Origin of the sequence: Streptomyces sp. NPDC049597, assembly GCF_040675505.1 — a bacterium.
Taxonomy (GTDB): domain Bacteria; phylum Actinomycetota; class Actinomycetes; order Streptomycetales; family Streptomycetaceae; genus Streptomyces.
The window spans coordinates 268,396-285,534 of the sequence record NZ_JBFAOY010000004.1 but is presented as its reverse complement, the minus strand read 5'-3'; the positions used below and the strand labels follow the sequence as shown (position 1 = coordinate 285,534).

At 71.0% G+C, this 17,139-nt stretch carries 19 protein-coding genes; 11 read left to right on the top strand and 8 right to left on the bottom strand.

The annotated features are described in order from the left end of the window. Positions 1 to 22: 22 nt before the first annotated feature. From AB0K02_RS08100 to AB0K02_RS08080, 5 genes are all read right to left on the bottom strand, one after another. Entirely contained in the window at positions 23 to 748 is a 726-nt protein-coding gene (locus AB0K02_RS08100; RefSeq protein WP_365991487.1) for a Mut7-C RNAse domain-containing protein, read from the bottom strand. Positions 749 to 806: 58 nt separating this feature from the next. Then, the gene (locus tag AB0K02_RS08095) at positions 807 to 1,652 is read right to left on the bottom strand and encodes an NAD(P)H-binding protein (RefSeq protein ID WP_365991486.1); all 846 of its coding nucleotides are present in this window, start codon (positions 1,650 to 1,652) and stop codon (positions 807 to 809) included. 122 nt (positions 1,653 to 1,774) lie between these two features. Continuing rightward, positions 1,775 to 2,527 carry a phosphodiesterase gene (locus AB0K02_RS08090; protein WP_365991517.1) on the bottom strand — a complete coding sequence of 251 codons (753 nt, stop codon included), beginning with the start codon at positions 2,525 to 2,527 and terminating at the stop codon, positions 1,775 to 1,777. A gap of 55 nt (positions 2,528 to 2,582) precedes the next feature. Then, positions 2,583 to 3,116: a GNAT family N-acetyltransferase gene (locus tag AB0K02_RS08085; RefSeq protein ID WP_365991485.1), complete on the bottom strand. Its 534-nt coding sequence runs from the start codon at positions 3,114 to 3,116 to the stop codon at positions 2,583 to 2,585. A 50-nt stretch (positions 3,117 to 3,166) separates the two neighbouring features. Next, on the bottom strand, positions 3,167 to 4,060 hold the full coding sequence (locus tag AB0K02_RS08080) for a helix-turn-helix domain-containing protein (protein ID WP_365991484.1): 894 nt from the start codon (positions 4,058 to 4,060) through the stop codon (positions 3,167 to 3,169). A 72-nt stretch (positions 4,061 to 4,132) separates the two neighbouring features. Here AB0K02_RS08080 and AB0K02_RS08075 point away from each other — a divergent pair, with 72 nt between their 5' ends. Beyond that, the gene (locus AB0K02_RS08075; RefSeq protein WP_365991483.1) at positions 4,133 to 4,714 is read left to right on the top strand and encodes a TIGR03086 family metal-binding protein; all 582 of its coding nucleotides are present in this window, start codon (positions 4,133 to 4,135) and stop codon (positions 4,712 to 4,714) included. Positions 4,715 to 4,737: 23 nt separating this feature from the next. Here AB0K02_RS08075 and AB0K02_RS08070 read toward each other — a convergent pair whose 3' ends face one another. Next, positions 4,738 to 4,881 carry a hypothetical protein gene (locus AB0K02_RS08070; RefSeq protein ID WP_365991482.1) on the bottom strand — a complete coding sequence of 48 codons (144 nt, stop codon included), beginning with the start codon at positions 4,879 to 4,881 and terminating at the stop codon, positions 4,738 to 4,740. Between the two features lie 93 nt (positions 4,882 to 4,974). On the opposite strand from AB0K02_RS08070, the gene AB0K02_RS08065 reads away from it, so the two are divergent. Then, a complete protein-coding gene (locus tag AB0K02_RS08065; protein ID WP_365991481.1) occupies positions 4,975 to 5,850 on the top strand; it encodes a glycosyltransferase family 2 protein in 876 nt (291 codons plus the stop codon). A 455-nt stretch (positions 5,851 to 6,305) separates the two neighbouring features. Here the strand turns inward: AB0K02_RS08065 and AB0K02_RS08060 are convergent, their stop codons facing one another. After that, a complete protein-coding gene (locus AB0K02_RS08060; protein WP_365991480.1) occupies positions 6,306 to 6,914 on the bottom strand; it encodes a helix-turn-helix domain-containing protein in 609 nt (202 codons plus the stop codon). Between the two features lie 123 nt (positions 6,915 to 7,037). Here AB0K02_RS08060 and AB0K02_RS08055 point away from each other — a divergent pair, with 123 nt between their 5' ends. Beyond that, entirely contained in the window at positions 7,038 to 7,799 is a 762-nt protein-coding gene (locus AB0K02_RS08055; RefSeq protein WP_365991479.1) for an SDR family NAD(P)-dependent oxidoreductase, read from the top strand. 166 nt (positions 7,800 to 7,965) lie between these two features. After that, the gene (locus tag AB0K02_RS08050) at positions 7,966 to 8,616 is read left to right on the top strand and encodes a methyltransferase domain-containing protein (RefSeq protein WP_365991478.1); all 651 of its coding nucleotides are present in this window, start codon (positions 7,966 to 7,968) and stop codon (positions 8,614 to 8,616) included. 227 nt (positions 8,617 to 8,843) lie between these two features. Here the strand turns inward: AB0K02_RS08050 and AB0K02_RS08045 are convergent, their stop codons facing one another. After that, complete coding sequence (locus AB0K02_RS08045; protein ID WP_365991477.1) at positions 8,844 to 9,398, bottom strand: hypothetical protein; 555 nt, start codon at positions 9,396 to 9,398, stop codon at positions 8,844 to 8,846. Positions 9,399 to 9,514: 116 nt separating this feature from the next. Here AB0K02_RS08045 and hemL point away from each other — a divergent pair, with 116 nt between their 5' ends. The 7 genes from hemL (at position 9,515) to ccsB (ending at position 17,103) form a co-directional block, all read left to right on the top strand. Next, positions 9,515 to 10,831: a glutamate-1-semialdehyde 2,1-aminomutase gene (gene hemL, locus AB0K02_RS08040; RefSeq protein WP_365991476.1), complete on the top strand. Its 1,317-nt coding sequence runs from the start codon at positions 9,515 to 9,517 to the stop codon at positions 10,829 to 10,831. Further along, positions 10,828 to 11,508 (top strand): histidine phosphatase family protein, encoded by a 681-nt coding sequence (locus AB0K02_RS08035; RefSeq protein ID WP_365991475.1) that lies wholly within the window; start codon positions 10,828 to 10,830, stop codon positions 11,506 to 11,508. The genes hemL and AB0K02_RS08035 overlap by 4 nt, the downstream gene beginning before the upstream one ends. Positions 11,509 to 11,635: 127 nt before the next feature. Then, positions 11,636 to 12,883 (top strand): hypothetical protein, encoded by a 1,248-nt coding sequence (locus AB0K02_RS08030; RefSeq protein ID WP_365991474.1) that lies wholly within the window; start codon positions 11,636 to 11,638, stop codon positions 12,881 to 12,883. 68 nt (positions 12,884 to 12,951) lie between these two features. Continuing rightward, complete coding sequence (locus AB0K02_RS08025) at positions 12,952 to 13,551, top strand: TlpA disulfide reductase family protein (RefSeq protein WP_365991473.1); 600 nt, start codon at positions 12,952 to 12,954, stop codon at positions 13,549 to 13,551. Between the two features lie 4 nt (positions 13,552 to 13,555). Further along, positions 13,556 to 14,320, top strand: coding sequence for a cytochrome c biogenesis protein CcdA (locus AB0K02_RS08020; RefSeq protein WP_365991472.1), 765 nt, complete (start codon positions 13,556 to 13,558; stop codon positions 14,318 to 14,320). A 6-nt stretch (positions 14,321 to 14,326) separates the two neighbouring features. Further along, positions 14,327 to 16,015: a cytochrome c biogenesis protein ResB gene (locus AB0K02_RS08015; RefSeq protein ID WP_365991471.1), complete on the top strand. Its 1,689-nt coding sequence runs from the start codon at positions 14,327 to 14,329 to the stop codon at positions 16,013 to 16,015. After that, on the top strand, positions 16,012 to 17,103 hold the full coding sequence (ccsB, locus tag AB0K02_RS08010; RefSeq protein WP_365991470.1) for a c-type cytochrome biogenesis protein CcsB: 1,092 nt from the start codon (positions 16,012 to 16,014) through the stop codon (positions 17,101 to 17,103). The genes AB0K02_RS08015 and ccsB overlap by 4 nt, the downstream gene beginning before the upstream one ends. Positions 17,104 to 17,139 lie beyond the last annotated feature (36 nt).

Genomic DNA, 17,139 nt, shown 5'->3' with positions numbered 1-17,139 from the left:
GGCCCGTGCGGCGGGTCAGCCCTCACGCCCCCGCCGTGCGCAGGGCCGACGCGACGATCGCCTCCAGGCGGGCGTGGTGGGCGCCGCGCCAGTAGACGCGGTCGCATTCGGTGCACCGGGCGAACACGTCGTACGTGCGCTGGGTGCCCTGCTCCAGCTGCTCCTGCACCGAGTCCTTGTCGGCGTCCGTCAGCGGCCCGTTGCACGCCGTGCACCGTGTCCACGGCGCGAGCTGCGGCGCGAACCGTTCCAGTACGTCCGTGAGTTGGTCGTCCGGCCGGTCGCTGTAGACGTACGCGCCCGCCCAGATCTCCCGGCGCCGCAGCAGCCCCCGGTCGCGCGAGAGCAGCACCCGCCGCTCCTTCGCGGACCGGGCGGCCAGGGCGGGATCACCGATGTCCTCGCTCTCGTACGCCGCGTCCACCCCGAGGAGGCGAAGCCGCCGCGCCAGCGTGCCCAGATGGACGTCGAGCAGGAAGCGGAGCGGCGCGCCGGGGACTCGCTGGGGCCGGTCGACGCCTCGCACCTCGACGTGTTCGCCCTCCTGCGGAATGTGCGAGACCGGCACCTGGCGGCCGTCGACCAGCAGACGGCCCGCCTCCGTGAGCGGGACACCGAGCGACTCGACGACATGTCCGAGCGTCGACGAGCCGTCCGTGACGACTGCGGTGCGGCCCTCGCGGCGCTCCGGCGGGAGGAAGAGCCGCAGCTCAGGGGCGACGCTGAAGGTGATTTCCGGTCCGTTCACAGCGCCAGCATGGCACCGGCCGCACGGTGGCAGCCACCGGTTTGCCCAGTGTCCCCGGCTAGACGCGGAACGCGTCCGCGTGCTCCTGCGCCCACTCGGCGAACGTCCGTGCCGGGCGTCCGGTCAGTTCCTCGACGGTGCGGGTGAGCGGCGCGGGTGAACCGTCCGTCGACGCCCAGTAGTCGAGCAGGGCCCGCGCGAACGCGGCGGGCAGATAGGCGGATACGGATTCCTGCCACTGCTCCGGCGTCACCGCACGGACCTCGATGGGCGCCGCGCGGCCCGCGGCGCGTTCCAGGATCGCGATCTGCTCGGTGAAGGTGAGGGACTCGGGCCCGGTCAGGTGGTACGCGCGTCCCCTCCGCTCGGGGTCGGTGAGCACGGCCAGAGCGGCCTCCGCCACGTCCCGTTCGTGGATCGGGTCGCCGTAACTGCCCGGGTACGGAAGGTCGATGACGCCGGTGGTGCGCAGGGCGCGCGCCCACTGGAGTGCGTTTCCGGCGAACGCGCCGGGGCGCAGGACGGTCGTGGCCACCGGTCCGGCGGCAAGGGCCTCCTCGACGGCGAGGTGGGGGCCCGCGACGGGGTCGCCGGCCGCGTCGGCGCCGAGGACCGAGCTGGACGACAGCAGGACGATGTGGGAGACGCCCGCGGTGTGCGCCGCCTCGACGAAGGCGTCGATGTGGGACGGCTCGGCGTACAGGAAGACGGAGTCGACGGCTTCGAGGGCCGCGGGGAAGGACGACGGGTCGTCGAGGGCCAGCCGTACGGGTTCGAGGCCGTCCGGGAGGGCGAGCTTGTCCGGGGCGGCGGATGCGGCCCGGACCGCGGCGCCACGTTCGTACAGCAGGGAGAGCAGGGCGGAACCGACCTTGCCGCGACTGCCGGTGACCAGGGTCGTCATGGGAACTCCTGAAAGAGAGAGCGGGGATACCTTCGTAACGAAGAATCTGCGTGACGCAGATAAATATCCGGGGAAAGGGCCCGCCTCGTCAAGCGGGCCCTCCCCGTCGTCCGGATCGTCCGCTACGGCACGACGCGGAAGTGGGTCGTGACCGGCGCGCCGCCCTCGCCCAGGACGTGGAACGCGACGCCCGGCGGTGCGGTGCGGTCGGTCAGCGTCTCGCCGCTCTCCCACGGCAGGCGCAGCGTCGAGACGACCCCCGGCGCCACCAGCAGCGGACGGCCCGCGAAGGTCGTCGCCCCGGCGGTGTGGGCGTGGCCGGTCAGGATCGCCGGGACGTTGTCCCGCCCGTCCAGCAGGTCCGCCAGGCGGTCGGCGTTCGTCAGGTTCGTCGCGTCCAGGTACGGGTGGTGGATCACGGCCGGCGGGTGGTGGAAGGCGGGCAGGGCGGAAATGTCGCCCAGGTCGTCGAGCGTGCGCTCCAGCCAGGCCAGCGTCTCGTCGTCGAAGCGCCCGGCGTCCTCGCCGGGGATCGTCGAGTCGCACAGCAGGAGGGCGTAACCGTCCACATGATGCAGCCGGTTGACGGGCGACTCGGGGACGGCGGCGGACGTGTCGCCCAGCAGCACCTTGCGGTAGGCGGCGCGGTCGTCGTGGTTGCCCGGGCAGGTGACGTGCGGTGCGGTCAGCCGGGAGAGCAGCTCCGCGGCCTGTGCGTACTCCTCGGGCACCCCGTGGTCCGCGATGTCGCCGGTCACCAGGACGGTGTCGGGCTGCCGCGACAGGGAGTTGAGGTAGGCGATGGTGCGCGCGGCGCGGTCGGTGGCCCGCTGTGTGCCGTCGAGATGCAGATCGCTGATGTGGGCGAGCAGCATGGTTCCCCCTCCGTCATGACTCATGACTAATGGATGGGGGAGTCTATTCCATTAGTCAGCTGCTCAGGAGGTCGAGGCACCAGTCGTGGGAGCGCAGCACGTTCCCCGGCGGGTACTCGACCTCGCGCTCGCCGACGAGCGTGAAACCGGCCTTGCGGCACACGGCGTTGGACGGAATGTTGTCCACGGAGGGGAACGCGTGCAGTGTGCGGTGCCGCCGCTCGGCGCGCGCCCGCTCGATCACCGCCAGCGTCCCGGCGGTCGCGATGCCCCGGCCCTGGAACGCGGGCAGAACGGCCCATCCCGTCTCGTAGATCTGCTCGCCGTCCCAGGTCTGCTCCCAGAAGCCGACGGAGCCGGCGGACCGGCCGGCGTCCTGCCCTTCGGCCAGGACGATGCGGAACATCCGGCCGCGACCGGCGCGGTCGGCGCTCAGCTCCACATAGCGCTGATGCCGCGTGATCAGCTGCTCCTCGGTCTCGGGGCCGCCGAGGTGGTCCGTCAACTCCGGCGCGTTCACGGCGCGCAGCAGCTCGAAGTCGTCCTCGGACCACGGCTCGATCCGTACCTTCACTGTGTCGATGCCCATGCCGGGCACTGTAGGGGCGGGGTACGACGCGGGCCCGGTACGGCGTGAGTTCAGTGCGGGGGACGTGCGTACGCGGTCGGCGGGACGCCCACCGTCGCGGTGAAGTCCCGTACGAGGTGGGCCTGGTCGCTGTAGCCGAGTTCGGCGGCGAGCGCGGACCAGTCGAGCGCGGCGTTGTCCGTCTCGGCGCGCTCCAGCGCCTCGTGGATGCGGTAGCGGAGGATGACCCACTTCGGGCCGACGCCGACGTACGCGGAGAAGAGCCGTTGCACCGAGCGTGTCGACACGCCCTCGGCAGCGGCCAGTTCGGCGACGCGCCGGATCGAGCGGTCGGCTCGGATCCGGTCGACCAGGGCCATGGCCTGCGACGCCTGTGGGTCCGGTGCGGGGGCGAGGCCCAGGAGGAAGGTGTCCAGGGCGGCGACGCGGGCGTCCTCGTCGTCCGGGCCGACGATCCGGCGGACCTCAGCGGCGACGCGCGACGTCCCGGCCGCGACCGGCCCGACGGGCCTCCCGGATCCTTCCGGCTCGTCGGCTGCGCCCCGGGCCGGGCCCAGGTCCGCGTACGCCTGCGTCAGCGGGACCCGGCGGCCCGTCCAGTCCGACACCGGACGGTGCGGCGCGAAGGGCCGGAACCCGCCCGGCCGGAACTGCACGCCGCACACCCGCCCCCGTCCCGCCAGTTTCTGCGTGAACAGACCCAGGCCGACGCCCGCGATCTCGGCCCACGGCTCCGCGTCGCCGTACTGCTGGAACACCAGGTTCACGGACGGGTGCGGCACGACGTGCGAGGCGTACGGCTCGGTCAGGTCCCAGTCGATGAGCCAGTAGTGCTCGATGCAGGCGCGCAGCTCGGGGGCGGGCTCGCGGCGGCGGAAGTCGACGCGGGCGAACAGCTCCCTGGCTTCGACGATGCCCCGGGTGTCGCGTCGCGGACCTGCCATGCGCCGATCGTAATCCGGGTGCTGTCGCGTTTCTTCAAGACCGGGAAGGCGGTGCTCTCTACGGTCGGGCGTATGACGAACACCATCAGTGACTTGTTGCGAGCAGCCGCGGAGCGCTCCGTGCCGGTGGTGCGCGGCATCACCGACGACCGGCTCGGCGATGCGACGCCCTGTGCGGAGTACGACGTGCGGAAGCTGGTCGATCACCTCTTCCAGGTGGTGGTCAACTTCCAGCTGCTGGCGGCCAAGAAGGACGCCGACTTCTCCGTGATGCCGGAGCGTGCCGGGCACGGCCACTGGCGCGAGGAGTTCGCCGCGGAGACCGAGGCGCTCGTCGAGGCGTGGGCGGCTCCGGGCGCGGACCAGGGCGTGACAGGCACCATGAACATGGCGGCCGGCCTGGTCGCAAGGATGGCGCTCGGAGACCTCGCCGTGCACGCCTGGGACCTCGCGCGGGCCACCGGGCAGGAGTACACGCCGGACCCGACGGTGGTCCGTGAGTCGTTGACGGCGTTCGGGGAGCTCGCGCCGAGCGCCCGCGCGATGGGGGTCTTCGGCGAGGAGGTCCCGCTGCCGGACGGGGGAGCCGGCGCCTCCGACCTCGACCGGCTGCTGGCGCTGACGGGACGCGACCCGGGGTGGCGCCGGCCCTAGCGGCGGGCGGCGGCGCGTCGCGCTCAGGGGCTCAGGGTGGGAGCGGCGCGGATGCGGCGTGCGTCACCACCACCGGTGACGGGCGAGCCCGCCCCGTCCGCCCCCTCCGCGCCGTTGCCGCCGGTCACGGACCCGCGCCCCCGCAGACGCCCACGGTCGCCGGTCATGTGCGCGCGCCGTCGGCGTTCACCTCCGTACATCTGCCGGACGGTCACCGTTAAGCTCGCGGGTCACGACCGGCAACAGATGGAGATGTGGACGTGTCCCGAGCGCGTGTGGGTGTGGCCGTACTGACGATGGGCTCCCGCCCTGCCGAACTGCGGGCGCTGCTCGACTCGGTGGCCGCTCAGGACCTTCCCGCCACCCGCGTCGTCGTGGTCTCCAACGGCGCCCCGCTGGGCGACCTGCCGCCCGGCGTCACGGGCGTCGAGCTGCCCGAGAACCTCGGGGTGTCCGGCGGGCGCAACGTCGCCATGGAGCGGCTGCGGGAGTTCGGCGACGTCGACGTGCTCGTCGACCTGGACGACGACGGGCTGCTCATCGAGACGGACGTCTTCAGCCGTGTCGCCGCGATGTACGACGCCGACCCGGCGCTCGGGATCGTCAGCTTCCGCATCGCCGACGAGACCGGATTCACCCAGCGCCGGCACGTGCCGCGCATCGGGAAGACCGATCCACTGCGCGGCGGCTGGGTGACCACGTTCCTCGGCGGCGGGCACGCCCTGTCGATGCGGATGCTGGAGCGGGTCGGCGGCTGGCCGGACGACTTCTTCTTCACGCACGAGGAGACCGATCTCGCCTGGCGCGCCCTGGACGACGGCTGGAAGATCCTCTACGCCCCCGAGCTGGTGCTCCAGCACCCCCGTACGCCTCCCACCCGGCACGGCGTCTACTACCGGATGACCGCCCGCAACCGCGTCTGGCTGGCGAAGCGGAACCTCCCGGCCCTGCTCGTGCCCCTCTATCTGGGCTCCTGGACCGCGCTCACCCTGGCGCGCACCCGCTCGGCTCCGGGCCTGCGCGCCTGGTTCGCCGGATTCGCCGAGGGCGTCCGTACGCCGTGCGGAGAGCGCCGTCCGATGCGCTGGAGCACGGTGTGGCTCATGGCCCGGCTCGGCCGGCCGCCGGTCGTCTGACCTGGCGGACGAGGGGGCGCGGGCTGCGGGCCGGACCAGGCAAGTACCGCTTGGCGGCCCGCCTCGTGCAGACGGCAGCTGACCCGCCTCGTGCAGACGGCGGCTGACATCCTGCCGCCCACGGGGCGATGGGCAGGGGCGGAGCGCCGACCTGCGGCTTCTCGGTGCGCCCGGCGTCGAGAGCCGGCAGCGGTCGGGTGAGGGATCCCACAAGCGGGCCGATCGGTGGCGCGCGGCCGCCAGGAGAGCTATCTTCGAGAGGTAGAACGACCGGTCTTCCTACCTCCTGGAGGCGGCCTGAATTGGCCTTCCCGGCTGGGCTGCCTCCAGGCGGAGACCTGCCCAGGTCGCCGGTGCCCATCGAAGAGAGATCGAAAAGGTTCCATGAAGCCAATCCGCGCCCCGTCCCGGCCGGGGCCCGCACAGAGCCGCCGCTCCACGCGGTCCCGACGGGGTCAGCCTCCCGATCGGATCAGGCGGACCGCGTCGAGCAGGGTCTTGTGGGCGGCCGTCGAGTCGTCCAGGTAGCCGGCTGCCATCGCGCCGTCGTACAGCATCAGCAGCGCACCGGCCGCCGACTCCGGGTCGGTGTGACCGAGCCGAGTGAGCAGCTGCCCGAAGAGGGTGCGGATCCACTCCCGGTGCGACGTCACCAGGCCGCGGACCGGATGGTCGGCGTCCGGGTACTCGGCGGCCGCGTTCATGAACGGCGATCCGCGGAAGCCGCGCTCGCGGGCGTGTTCGGCGATCGCCTCGAAGATCAGGTCGATCGCCTCCGCGGGCGGATGCGCGGCGGCCAGCGGTTCTGCCACCTTCTTGTAGTAGACGTCCTTGGTCAGCAGATAGGCCAGGACCAGGTCCTCCTTGGAGGCGAAGTGGCGGTAGAAGGTCGCCTTCGTCACCCCGGCCTCGGCGATCAGCCGCTCCACGCCGATCGCGCGTACGCCCTCGTAATAGAACAGACGTGACGCAGCCCGGACCAGGCGCTCGCGGGGCGGCAGCTCTCCGTCCTCCGTGGTCCCCTGACGCGTGGTGTCGGTGGTCTTCTGCCCGCTGATGCTCACTTCCCCATTGTGCCTTCGGCTCAGGCCTGAGCGGCCCGCGCCCCTATACGGCCCCCCGAGAGGGCCGTCCCCCCAATCCCCTACGGCCCGAGCAACGTGGCCGTTCATCGAAAGGCTCGAACCATGACTCGTCGTCTCGAAGGAACCGTCGCCCTGGTCACGGGGGCCTCCAGCGGTATCGGCCACGCCACCGCCTTGGAACTCGCCGGCGAGGGCGCCTCCGTGGCACTGGTCGGACGGCGCGAGGACCGGCTCACCGACCTCGCCGCCGAGATCTCCGATGCCGGTGGCAAGGCCCTGGTCGTGCCCGCCGACATCACCACCGCCGAGGCTGCCGCGGAAGCGGTCGAGCGGACCGTCGAGGGCCTGGGCCGCCTGGACATCCTGGTCAACAACGCCGGGCTCATGCTGCTCGGGCCCGCCCCGGGCGCGGACCTGAACGACTGGCGGCGCATGATCGACATCAATCTCATGGGCCTGATGTACACGGCCCATGCGGCGGTCCCCCACCTGGTCGAGGCAGCCGCCGAGGAGCCGCGTCAGGTCGCCGACATCGTCAACATCGGCTCGCTCGCCGGCCGCAACGCCTACGCCATGTCCGCCGTGTACAGCGCCACCAAGTTCGGCGTCGGCGCCTTCAGCGAGGCGCTGCGCCAGGAACTGGCACGCCGGCACGTCCGCGTGTCCGTCGTGGAGCCGGGCAGCGTCGACACCGAACTGCGCACGCACAACCCCGACGTCATCCAGCAGCACATCGTCGCCGCCCTGGGCGACATCGAGCGGCTGCAGAGCCAGGACATCGCCGACACCGTCGGCTACATCGTCACCCGCCCCCGGCACGTCGCCGTCGCCGAACTGCTCGTGCGTCCCACCGAGCAGGTCTGACCACCGAGCCCGCAGTCAGGCGCGGGACAAGGGAGGAACGTCGGCTCACCGACCAGGCTGCGCACCGGACGGTGCGCCCGGCCACTGCGCCACCGACGGGAACCACACACATGGCCCGTTCACGCCTCCACGATCGACACCAGCACTCCCCGACAAGGGCATCGACATGACCACCAGCACCACGCAGCGAACAGCCCGGCACTGCCGTCTCTGCAAGCCCTCGCAGGAGCCGAACGACTACACCCTGTTCCTGCGGCAGTGGGTGCGCGCACCTGCCCGCATGGGGGCCGTCACCCCCAGCTCGCGGCACCTGGCCGAGGCGGTCTGCGCCCCGGTGCCCGAACGCGGGGAGCCCGTGGTGGTGGAACTCGGCGCCGGCACCGGGCCGTTCACCGCCGAGATCCAGCGCCGGCTCGGCGGGCGCGGCCGCCACCTGGCCGTCGAGATCGACCCGCTCCTCGCTCAGCGGCTGCGCCACCGCCACCCGGGGGCGGAGGTGATCCAGCGCGACGCCGTACACCTGCGCCACCTGCTGGACGAGCGCGGCATCGAGAGGGCAGACGTGGTGGTCAGCGGCCTGCCCTGGGCACTGTTTCCCCCCGCCACCCAGCACCGGCTCCTGGACGCGACAGCCGCGGTGCTCGCCCCGGCGGGTGCCTTCACCGCGTTCACCTACCTCCACGCCGTTCCCCTCACCCCCGCCCGCCGGTTCCGCGAGCTGCTGGCCGACCGCTTCGAAGAAGTCGTCCCCAGCCGCACCATATGGCGCAACACACCACCGGCCTTCGTCCTCCACGTCCGCAGACCCCGCCCGTAAGCGCTCCCCTCGAGGCCGACGCTCTGTGGGGAAAAGGAGAGGTTCGGGTCATTCGCGGGAGCGCGCCGCCGGCGTGATCCCGCCTTGCGAGCGCGGTGCGCGCCACCTTCCGGCGGGCGCGGAAGACGGCATGCGCGTCCCGCGGCCGCGTACGCGTCGGCGGCACATGACGAGGGCGGAGCCCGCAAGCCCCGCCCGAACTCCCCGAACTCCCCGAACGCCCCGGCTCAGGGCCAGACCAGGCAGTACGGCTGGTGCCCCGCCTCGTGCAGGCGATGGCTGAAATCCTGCCATTCGTGCAGCAATTGGTAGACGTTGAACGCGTCCCGGGGGCCGCCCCGGTCCGGGACCGTCGACCAGATGAAGGCCGCCGCGCCCACCGACTCCTCGCCGATGTCCCGCAGCGGGTCGACCACGGTCATCGGCAGCTTCACCACCGCGTAGTCGGGGTGGAGCACCACGAGCTCCAGCGGCGGCACCTTGTGCAGCGGCATGCCCTGGATGCCGGTCAGCACCATCGCGGCTATGGTCTCCGGCTTGATCTTGGTGAACATGCCGCCCATGCCGAGCTCGTCGCCGCCCAGCTCCTCCGGGCGCATCGAGATCGGCACCCGTGCGGCGGTGGCGCCGTCGGGCGCACCGAAGTACTTGTACGTCACCCCCAACCGGCCGCTCCTGCCTCCCACCGGATCTTCCGCCTCGCCTCGCCGGTGCTTTCCGCGCCGGGCAGGCTCAGGACCCAGGTCGTCGGTCCCCTCGCCCAGTCCGCCACCGCGATGCATATCTCCACCCGACCACTCGCAGCCCCCGCCGCGCAACCAGATCATCGTGACAGTGACCTCCCCCACGAACGTGTGGTGAAACACCTGTCCGCAAGATCGCCCGGGCCTCTGAGACCATGGTTTCCGTGAGCTTTCCCTATGACGCCCCAGTTTCGCAGACGCTTTTCGACCGCGCGTCCCTCGTGACGCCCGGCGGCGTGAACTCTCCCGTCCGTGCCTTCCGTGCCGTGGGCGGTACGCCCCGGTTCATGGTGTCCGGCACCGGCCCGTACCTGACCGATGCCGACGGCCGCGAGTACGTCGACCTCGTCTGCTCGTGGGGACCGATGATCCTCGGGCACGCCCACCCCGAGGTCATCGAGGCGGTGCAGGCGGCTGTCGCCCGCGGCACCTCCTTCGGCACGCCGGGCGAGGGCGAGGTCGCCCTCGCCGAGGAGATCGTGGCCCGTGTCGAGCCCGTCGAGCAGGTACGGCTGGTCTCCAGCGGCACCGAGGCGACGATGTCGGCGATCCGGCTGGCCCGCGGCTTCACCGGCCGGTCCAAGGTCATCAAGTTCGCCGGCTGCTACCACGGGCACGTCGACGCGCTCCTCGCCGCGGCGGGCTCCGGGGTCGCGACGTTCGCGCTGCCCGACACGCCCGGCGTCACGGGGGCTCAGGCCGGTGACACGATCGTGCTGCCGTACAACGACCTGGAGGCCGTGCAGGCGGCGTTCCACAACCACCCGGGCGAGATCGCCTGTGTGATCACGGAGGCGTCGCCGGGCAACATGGGCGTGGTGCCGCCGCGGCCCGGCTTCAACCAGGGGCTCAAGGACGCCTGCGCGAAGAACGGCGCGCTGTACATCTCCGACGAGGTGATGACCGGCTTCCGCACCTCGAAGGCGGGCTGGTACGGCGTCGACGGCGTGGCGCCCGACCTGATGACGTTCGGCAAGGTCATGGGCGGCGGGTTCCCGGCCGCCGCGTTCGGCGGGCGCCGGGACGTCATGGCGCACCTCGCGCCGGCCGGTCCCGTCTACCAGGCGGGCACGCTGTCCGGGAATCCGGTGGCGACCGCCGCGGGCCTCGCGCAGCTGCGCCTGCTGGACGACGCCGCGTACGAGAAGGTGAACGCGGTCTCGAAGGAGATCCAGGCGCTGGTGACCGGCGCCCTGACCAAGGAGGGCGTGGCGCACCGCCTGCAGACGGCGTCCAACATGTTCTCCGTCTTCTTCACCCCGACCGAGGTCAGGGACTACGAGGACGCGAAGAAGCAGGAGGCGTTCCGCTTCAATGCGTTCTTCCATTCGATGCTCGCCGACGGGGTCTACCTGCCGCCGTCCGCGTTCGAGTCCTGGTTCGTCTCGACCGCCCACGACGAGCGGGCGATCGAGCGGATCGCGGCCGCGCTGCCCGCCGCCGCCCGAGCCGCAGCGGAGGCCACCGCATGAGCACCAGGGACATCACCGTCGTCCATCTCGTGCGCCACGGCGAGGTGCACAACCCCGACGGCGTCCTCTACGGCCGCCGCAGCGGCTACCACCTCTCCGAGCTCGGCCGGCAGATGGCCGACCGGGTCGCGGAGCACCTGGCGGACCGGGACATCACGCATGTCGTCGCCTCCCCGCTGGAGCGGGCCCAGGAGACCGCCCAGCCGGTCGCCAAGTCGCACGGCCTGACCCTCGAGACCGACGAGCGGCTGATCGAGGCGGCCAACGTCTTCGAGGGCAAGACCTTCGGCGTGGGCGACGGGGCGCTGCGCCAGCCGGCCAACTGGAAGCACCTGACGAACCCGTTCCGGCCTTCCTGGGGCGAGCCGTACGTGGAGCAGGTCGTGCGGATGTCGGCAGCGCTGGAGGCGGCGCGGGACGCGGCGCGCGGCCACGAGGCCGTGTGCGTCAGCCACCAGCTGCCGATCTGGGTCGTGCGCAGTTTCGTCGAGAAGCGACGGCTGTGGCACGATCCGCGGCGCCGGCAGTGCACCCTCGCCTCGCTCACCTCGTTCACGTACGAGGGAAACAGGATCGTGTCGGTCGGATACTCCGAGCCGGCCCGGGATCTCGTCCCGCCGCACCTTCTCGCCGGTGCCAAACCCGTGAAGGGCAAGTCCAAGGCATTCGGCGCGTAGTCCGCCCGGAAAACGGCGTAGAAAAACCCGTCCCGCACATCAGGAACCTCCGCGTTCCGCACCGCATCTCTCCCTGTGCCGGTTTGGAAGAGCTCCCTCCGACCAGGGGAGCGCGGATGGGGACGATATGCGCGACATCACTCGAAGGGACTTGCTCGGAGCGGGACTTGGGGCCGCGGCCGCGGTCACCGTGGCGGGCTGCGGCTCCAGTGGCCCGGGCAGTTCCGGAGGTGGTGCGCCCGGCCGGGGCGGTGACCAGGGCAAGGGCGCGAAGCCCTCGCCTTCGGCGACGCGGGGCCGGCCGATCGGCGACGGCTCCACGTCCGACACCGGGAAGCAGCCCCATCAGCCGGAGCGTCCCGTTCCGCTGGAGCCCGGGCAGACGCCGCCGCAATTCGTGATCTTTTCCTGGGACGGGGCGGGTGAGGTCGGCAACGGCCTCTTCCCGCGCTTTCTCGAACTCGCCAGGAACCACGGCGCGGCGATGACCTTCTTCCTCTCCGGCATCTATCTGCTGCCCGAGTCGAAAAAGACTCTCTACCGTCCGCCGAACAATGCGATCGGCGCGTCCGACATCGGTTATCTCACCGACGAGCACATCAAGGACACCCTGAAGCACATACGCCAGGCATGGCTCGACGGCCATGAGATAGGCACCCATTTCAACGGGCATTTCTGTCAGGGCCCTGGATCGGGCGGCAACTGGTCGTCGTCGGACTGGCGCAGCGAGATCGACCAGGCTGTGAGGTTCGTCACCGAATGGCGTACCAACAGCGGCTGGCACGACATCGATCCCCTGCCTTTCGACTACCGCAAGGAACTCGTCGGCGGCCGCACGCCGTGTCTGCTCGGCCAGGACAAGCTCCTGCCCGTCGCGAAGCAGCTGGGCTGGCGGTACGACGCCTCCTCGCCCGGCGGCCGCCAGACGTGGCCCGGCCGGCGGATGGGCATCTGGGATCTGCCGCTCCAGCAGGTGCCGTTCCCCGGGCGCTCCTTCGAGGTGCTGTCCATGGACTACAACATGCTGGCCAACCAGTCCGGCAATGCGACGCAGGGCGTGCCCTCGCGTTTTCCGGGCTGGCGCAGGCAGGCCACGGACGCGTATCTCGCGGGATTCACCCGGGCCTACGAGTCCAATCGCGCACCGTTCTTCATCGGCAACCACTTCGAGCAGTGGAACGGCGGCATCTACATGGACGCCGTGGAGGAAGCGCTCAAGGGCATGGCCGGCAAGAAGGACGTACGGCTCGTCTCCTTCCGGCAGTTCTGCGACTGGCTCGACGTGCAGGATCCGCAGGTGCTCGCGAAACTGCGCACGCTTCAGGTCGGCGAGTCCCCCGCCGGCGGCTGGAACGCATTCCTTAAGGCTTCCTGACAACGGGCCTTATCGGGCACGGAGGGGGGTGCGGAAGATCGCCGCCGGGGCCATGCGAAACTTTTCACATGAGCCTCAGCCGTGCCCCCCGCGCCGCCCTGCTGACCGCCCTGGTCGCCGCAGGTGCGCTCACCCTGTCGGCCTGTGGCGAGGGCGGAAAGTCCGGAGGCGGCGGCGACACCAACTTCGTCACCGGCTCCGGCGGCATCGACACCGTCGCCAAGGGGGAGCGCCAGGCCCCCCACGCGCTCAAGGGCGAGACCCTGGAGGGCGAGCCGCTCGACGTGGCCGACCTCAAGGGCAAGATCGTCGTGATGAACGTCTGGGGATCATGGTGCCCGCCGTGCCGTTCCGAGGCCCCCTATTTCGCGAAGGTCGCCAAGGAGACCAAGGCGAAGGGCGTCGAGTTCGTCGGGATCAACACCCGGGACAGCAAGAAGGAGCCGGCGCTCGCTTTCGAGAAGGACTACGGGATCGAGTACCCGAGCCTGTACGACCCGATCGGAAAACTGATCGTCAACGGCTTCCCCAAGGGCAGCCTCAATCCGCAGGCCATTCCGTCCACGATCGTGCTCGACCGGGACGGAAAGATCGCGGCCCGCTCGCTCAAGGCGCTCGACGACGAGGAACTGCACAAGATCATCGACCCGTTGATCGCGGAGAAGTGATCCTGTGACGTTCCTTGCCGCGGCACCGGGCGTGTACGACACGGTCTTCGGCGGCGCCCTGCTCCTCGCTCTGCCCATCGCCGTGCTCGCCGGGCTGGTGTCCTTCTTCTCGCCGTGCGTGCTGCCGCTCGTCCCGGGCTACCTCTCGTACGTCACCGGCGTGACGGGCACCGACCTCGCCGAGGCCAAGCGCGGCCGGATGGTCGCCGGCGCCTCCCTGTTCGTCGTCGGCTTCACCGCCGTGTTCGTGTCCGGCGGCGCGCTCTTCGGCTACTTCGGCTCCACGCTCCAGGGGCAGCGGGAGATCCTGTCCAAGGTCCTCGGCGCGCTGATGATCCTGCTGGGTGTCTTCTTCATGGGCCTGATGCCCTGGCTCACCCAGCGCGAGTTCCGCATCCACAGGCGGCCGGTGTCGGGCCTGCTGGGCGCGCCGCTGCTCGGCGCGCTGTTCGGGATCGGCTGGACGCCGTGCATCGGGCCGACGCTGTCCGCCGTGACGGCGCTCGCGGCGAGCGAGGCCAGCGCCGGCCGCGGGGCGCTGCTGACCGTCGCGTACTGCCTCGGCCTCGGGCTGCCGTTCGTCCTCGCGGCGGTGGCGTTCCGCAAGGCGCTCGGTGCCTTCGCCTGGGTGAAGCAGCACTACGCATGGGTGATGCGGATCGGCGGCGTGATGATGATCGCGACCGGGCTGCTGCTGCTCACAGGTGTCTGGGACACCATGGTCCAGTCGATGCAGAGCTGGTCCAACGGTTTCACGGTGGGGATCTGAACGTCCATGAGCAAGTACGACACCGACGAACGCGAGCTCGGCGAGGCCGGCGCCCAGCTGTCCACCGCCCCCACCGAGACGGCGACGGACCAGGCCGTCGGCGGACCCGCCCTCGGAGCGATCGGCTGGGCGCGCTGGTTCTGGCGGCAGCTGACCTCCATGCGGGTCGCGCTGATCCTGCTCTTCCTGCTCTCGCTCGGCGCCATCCCCGGCTCCCTCGTCCCGCAGAACAGCGTGGACGAGATGAAGGTGCAGGCGTTCAAGGACCGCCACGACGTCCTCGGACCCCTCTACGAGAAGCTGCAGTTCTTCGACGTCTACAGCTCGGTGTGGTTCTCGGCGGTCTACATCCTGCTGTTCGTCTCCCTCATCGGCTGCATCGTGCCCCGTTCCTGGCAGTTCGTGGGCCAGCTGCGCGGCCGCCCGCCGGGCGCGCCGCGGCGGCTGACACGGCTGCCCGCGTACACGACGTGGCGCACGGAGACCGAGCCGGAGCAGGTGCGCCGGGCGGCACTCGCCCTGCTGCGCGGGCGCCGCTTCCGCGCCCACGAGGCGGGTGACGCGGTCGCCGCCGAGAAGGGCTACCTGCGGGAGGCCGGCAATCTGGTCTTCCACGTGTCGCTGATCGTGATGCTCGTGGCGTTCGCGGCGGGCCAGCTGTTCAAGTCCGAGGGCGGCAAGCTGGTCGTCGAGGGCGGTGGCTTCTCCAACACGCTCACGCAGTACGACGACTTCAAGTCCGGCTCGCTGTTCGACACCGACGACCTGTCCCCGTTCAGCTTCACGCTGGACAGCTTCACCGGCACGTACGCGCAGAGCGGCCCGCAGCGCGGCACGCCGCGCACCTACGAGGCCGCCGTGACCTGGTCCGGGCCCGGCGGCACCGAGAAGAAGCAGGTCGTCGAGGTCAACGAGCCGCTGGAGGTGGACGGCACCAAGGTCTTCCTCAACGGCCACGGGTACGCCCCCGTCGTCACCGTGCGGGACGGCAAGGGCAAGGTCGTCTTCCAGGACGCGGTGCCGCTGCTGCCGATCGACAACAACGTCACCTCCACCGGCGCCATCAAGGTGATGGACGGCTACCGGGACAAGGACGGCCGCAAGGACCAGCTCGGCTTCCAGGCGTTCTTCGTGCCGACCTTCGCGGGAGACGGCAAGGGCGACATGTTCTCGCAGTTCCCGGGCCTGGAGTACCCCGTGCTGGCGCTCACCGGCTACCACGGCAGCCTCGGTGTCGACGCGGGTCTGCCGCAGAACGTGTACCAGCTCGACACCAGCAAGATGAAGCAGTTCAAGAACGCCGACGGGGAGATCCTCAAGCAGCGGATGCGCCCCGGCGAGACCATGAAGCTGCCGGACGGCGCGGGCTCCATCACCTTCGAGAAGGAGGTCAAGGAGTGGGCGACCTTCCAGATCACGCGTCAGCCCGCCACCGGCTGGGCGCTGACCGGCGCGATCGCCGCCATCGCGGGTCTCGCCGCCTCGCTGTTCATCCAGCGCCGACGCGTCTGGGTGCGCGCCGTGCGCGGTGAGGACGGCACCACGGTCGTCGAGATGGCGGGCCTCGGCCGCAGCGAGTCGGCGAAGCTCCCGGAGGAACTGGCCGACCTGGCCGCGACCCTCCACTCGAAGGCGCCCACAGCGCCTTCGCCCACTGATGTTTCTGCCGTTTCTGCCGAAGGGGCCGGGAAGTGACTCTCGCCGCCGCAACCGCCGCCGCAGCCAACGAGAACCTCGCGCAGATCAGCAATTACCTGATCTATTCGTCGATGGCCGTCTACACGCTGGCCTTCTTCGCGCACATCGCCGAGTGGCTCTTCGGCAGCCGCAGCAAGGTGGCCCGCACGGCCGCCGCGCTCACGGCCCCCGGCCAGGAGGCCGCCGCCCCGCCGGTCACCGTCAGGAAGGCGGGCGCGACGGCGGTCCTGGAGAGGCCGAAGGTCGTCACCCGGGCCGCGAGCGGCGCCCGGGACGTGCCCGACGGCCCCGGCGCGCACGGCGGCACCGAGCAGGGCGACCTGTACGGCCGCATCGCGGTGTCGCTCACCGCCCTCGCGTTCCTGCTGGAGGCGGCGGGCGTCGTCGCCCGTGCCCTGTCGGTGCAGCGGGCGCCGTGGGGCAACATGTACGAGTTCTCCACCACGTTCTCCACGGTCGCCGTCGGCGTGTACCTCGTCCTCCTGCTGACCGGGAAGAACATCCGCTGGGCCGGCCTGCCGCTGGTCACCACCGTCCTGCTGGACCTCGGCTTCGCCGTGACGTACCTGTACACCGAGAGCGACCAGCTGGTGCCCGCCCTCGACTCGTACTGGCTGTGGATCCACGTCTCCACCGCGATCTTCTGCGGTGCCGTCTTCTACCTCGGCGCGGTCGGCGCGGTGCTCTACCTCTTCCGCGACGCCTACGAGCGCAAGCTCGCCCGCGGCGGGCAGCCCGGCGCTTTCGCCACGTCGGTCATGGAGCGGCTGCCCTCGGCCGCCTCGCTCGACAAGTTCTCCTACCGCGTCAACGCGGCCGTCTTCCCGCTGTGGACGTTCACGATCATCGCGGGCGCGATCTGGGCCGGTGACGCGTGGGGCCGCTACTGGGGCTGGGACGCCAAGGAGGTGTGGTCCTTCATCACCTGGGTCGCCTACGCCGCCTACCTGCACGCCCGCGCCACGGCCGGCTGGAAGGGCCGCAGGGCCGCGTACATCGCGCTCGCCGCGTTCCTGTGCTTCCTGTGGAACTACTACGGCGTGAACATGTTCGTGAACAGCCTGCACTCGTACGCGGGCGTCTGACGCCGCCCGTGAGGTAGCGCCCGCGCCGCCCCAGCG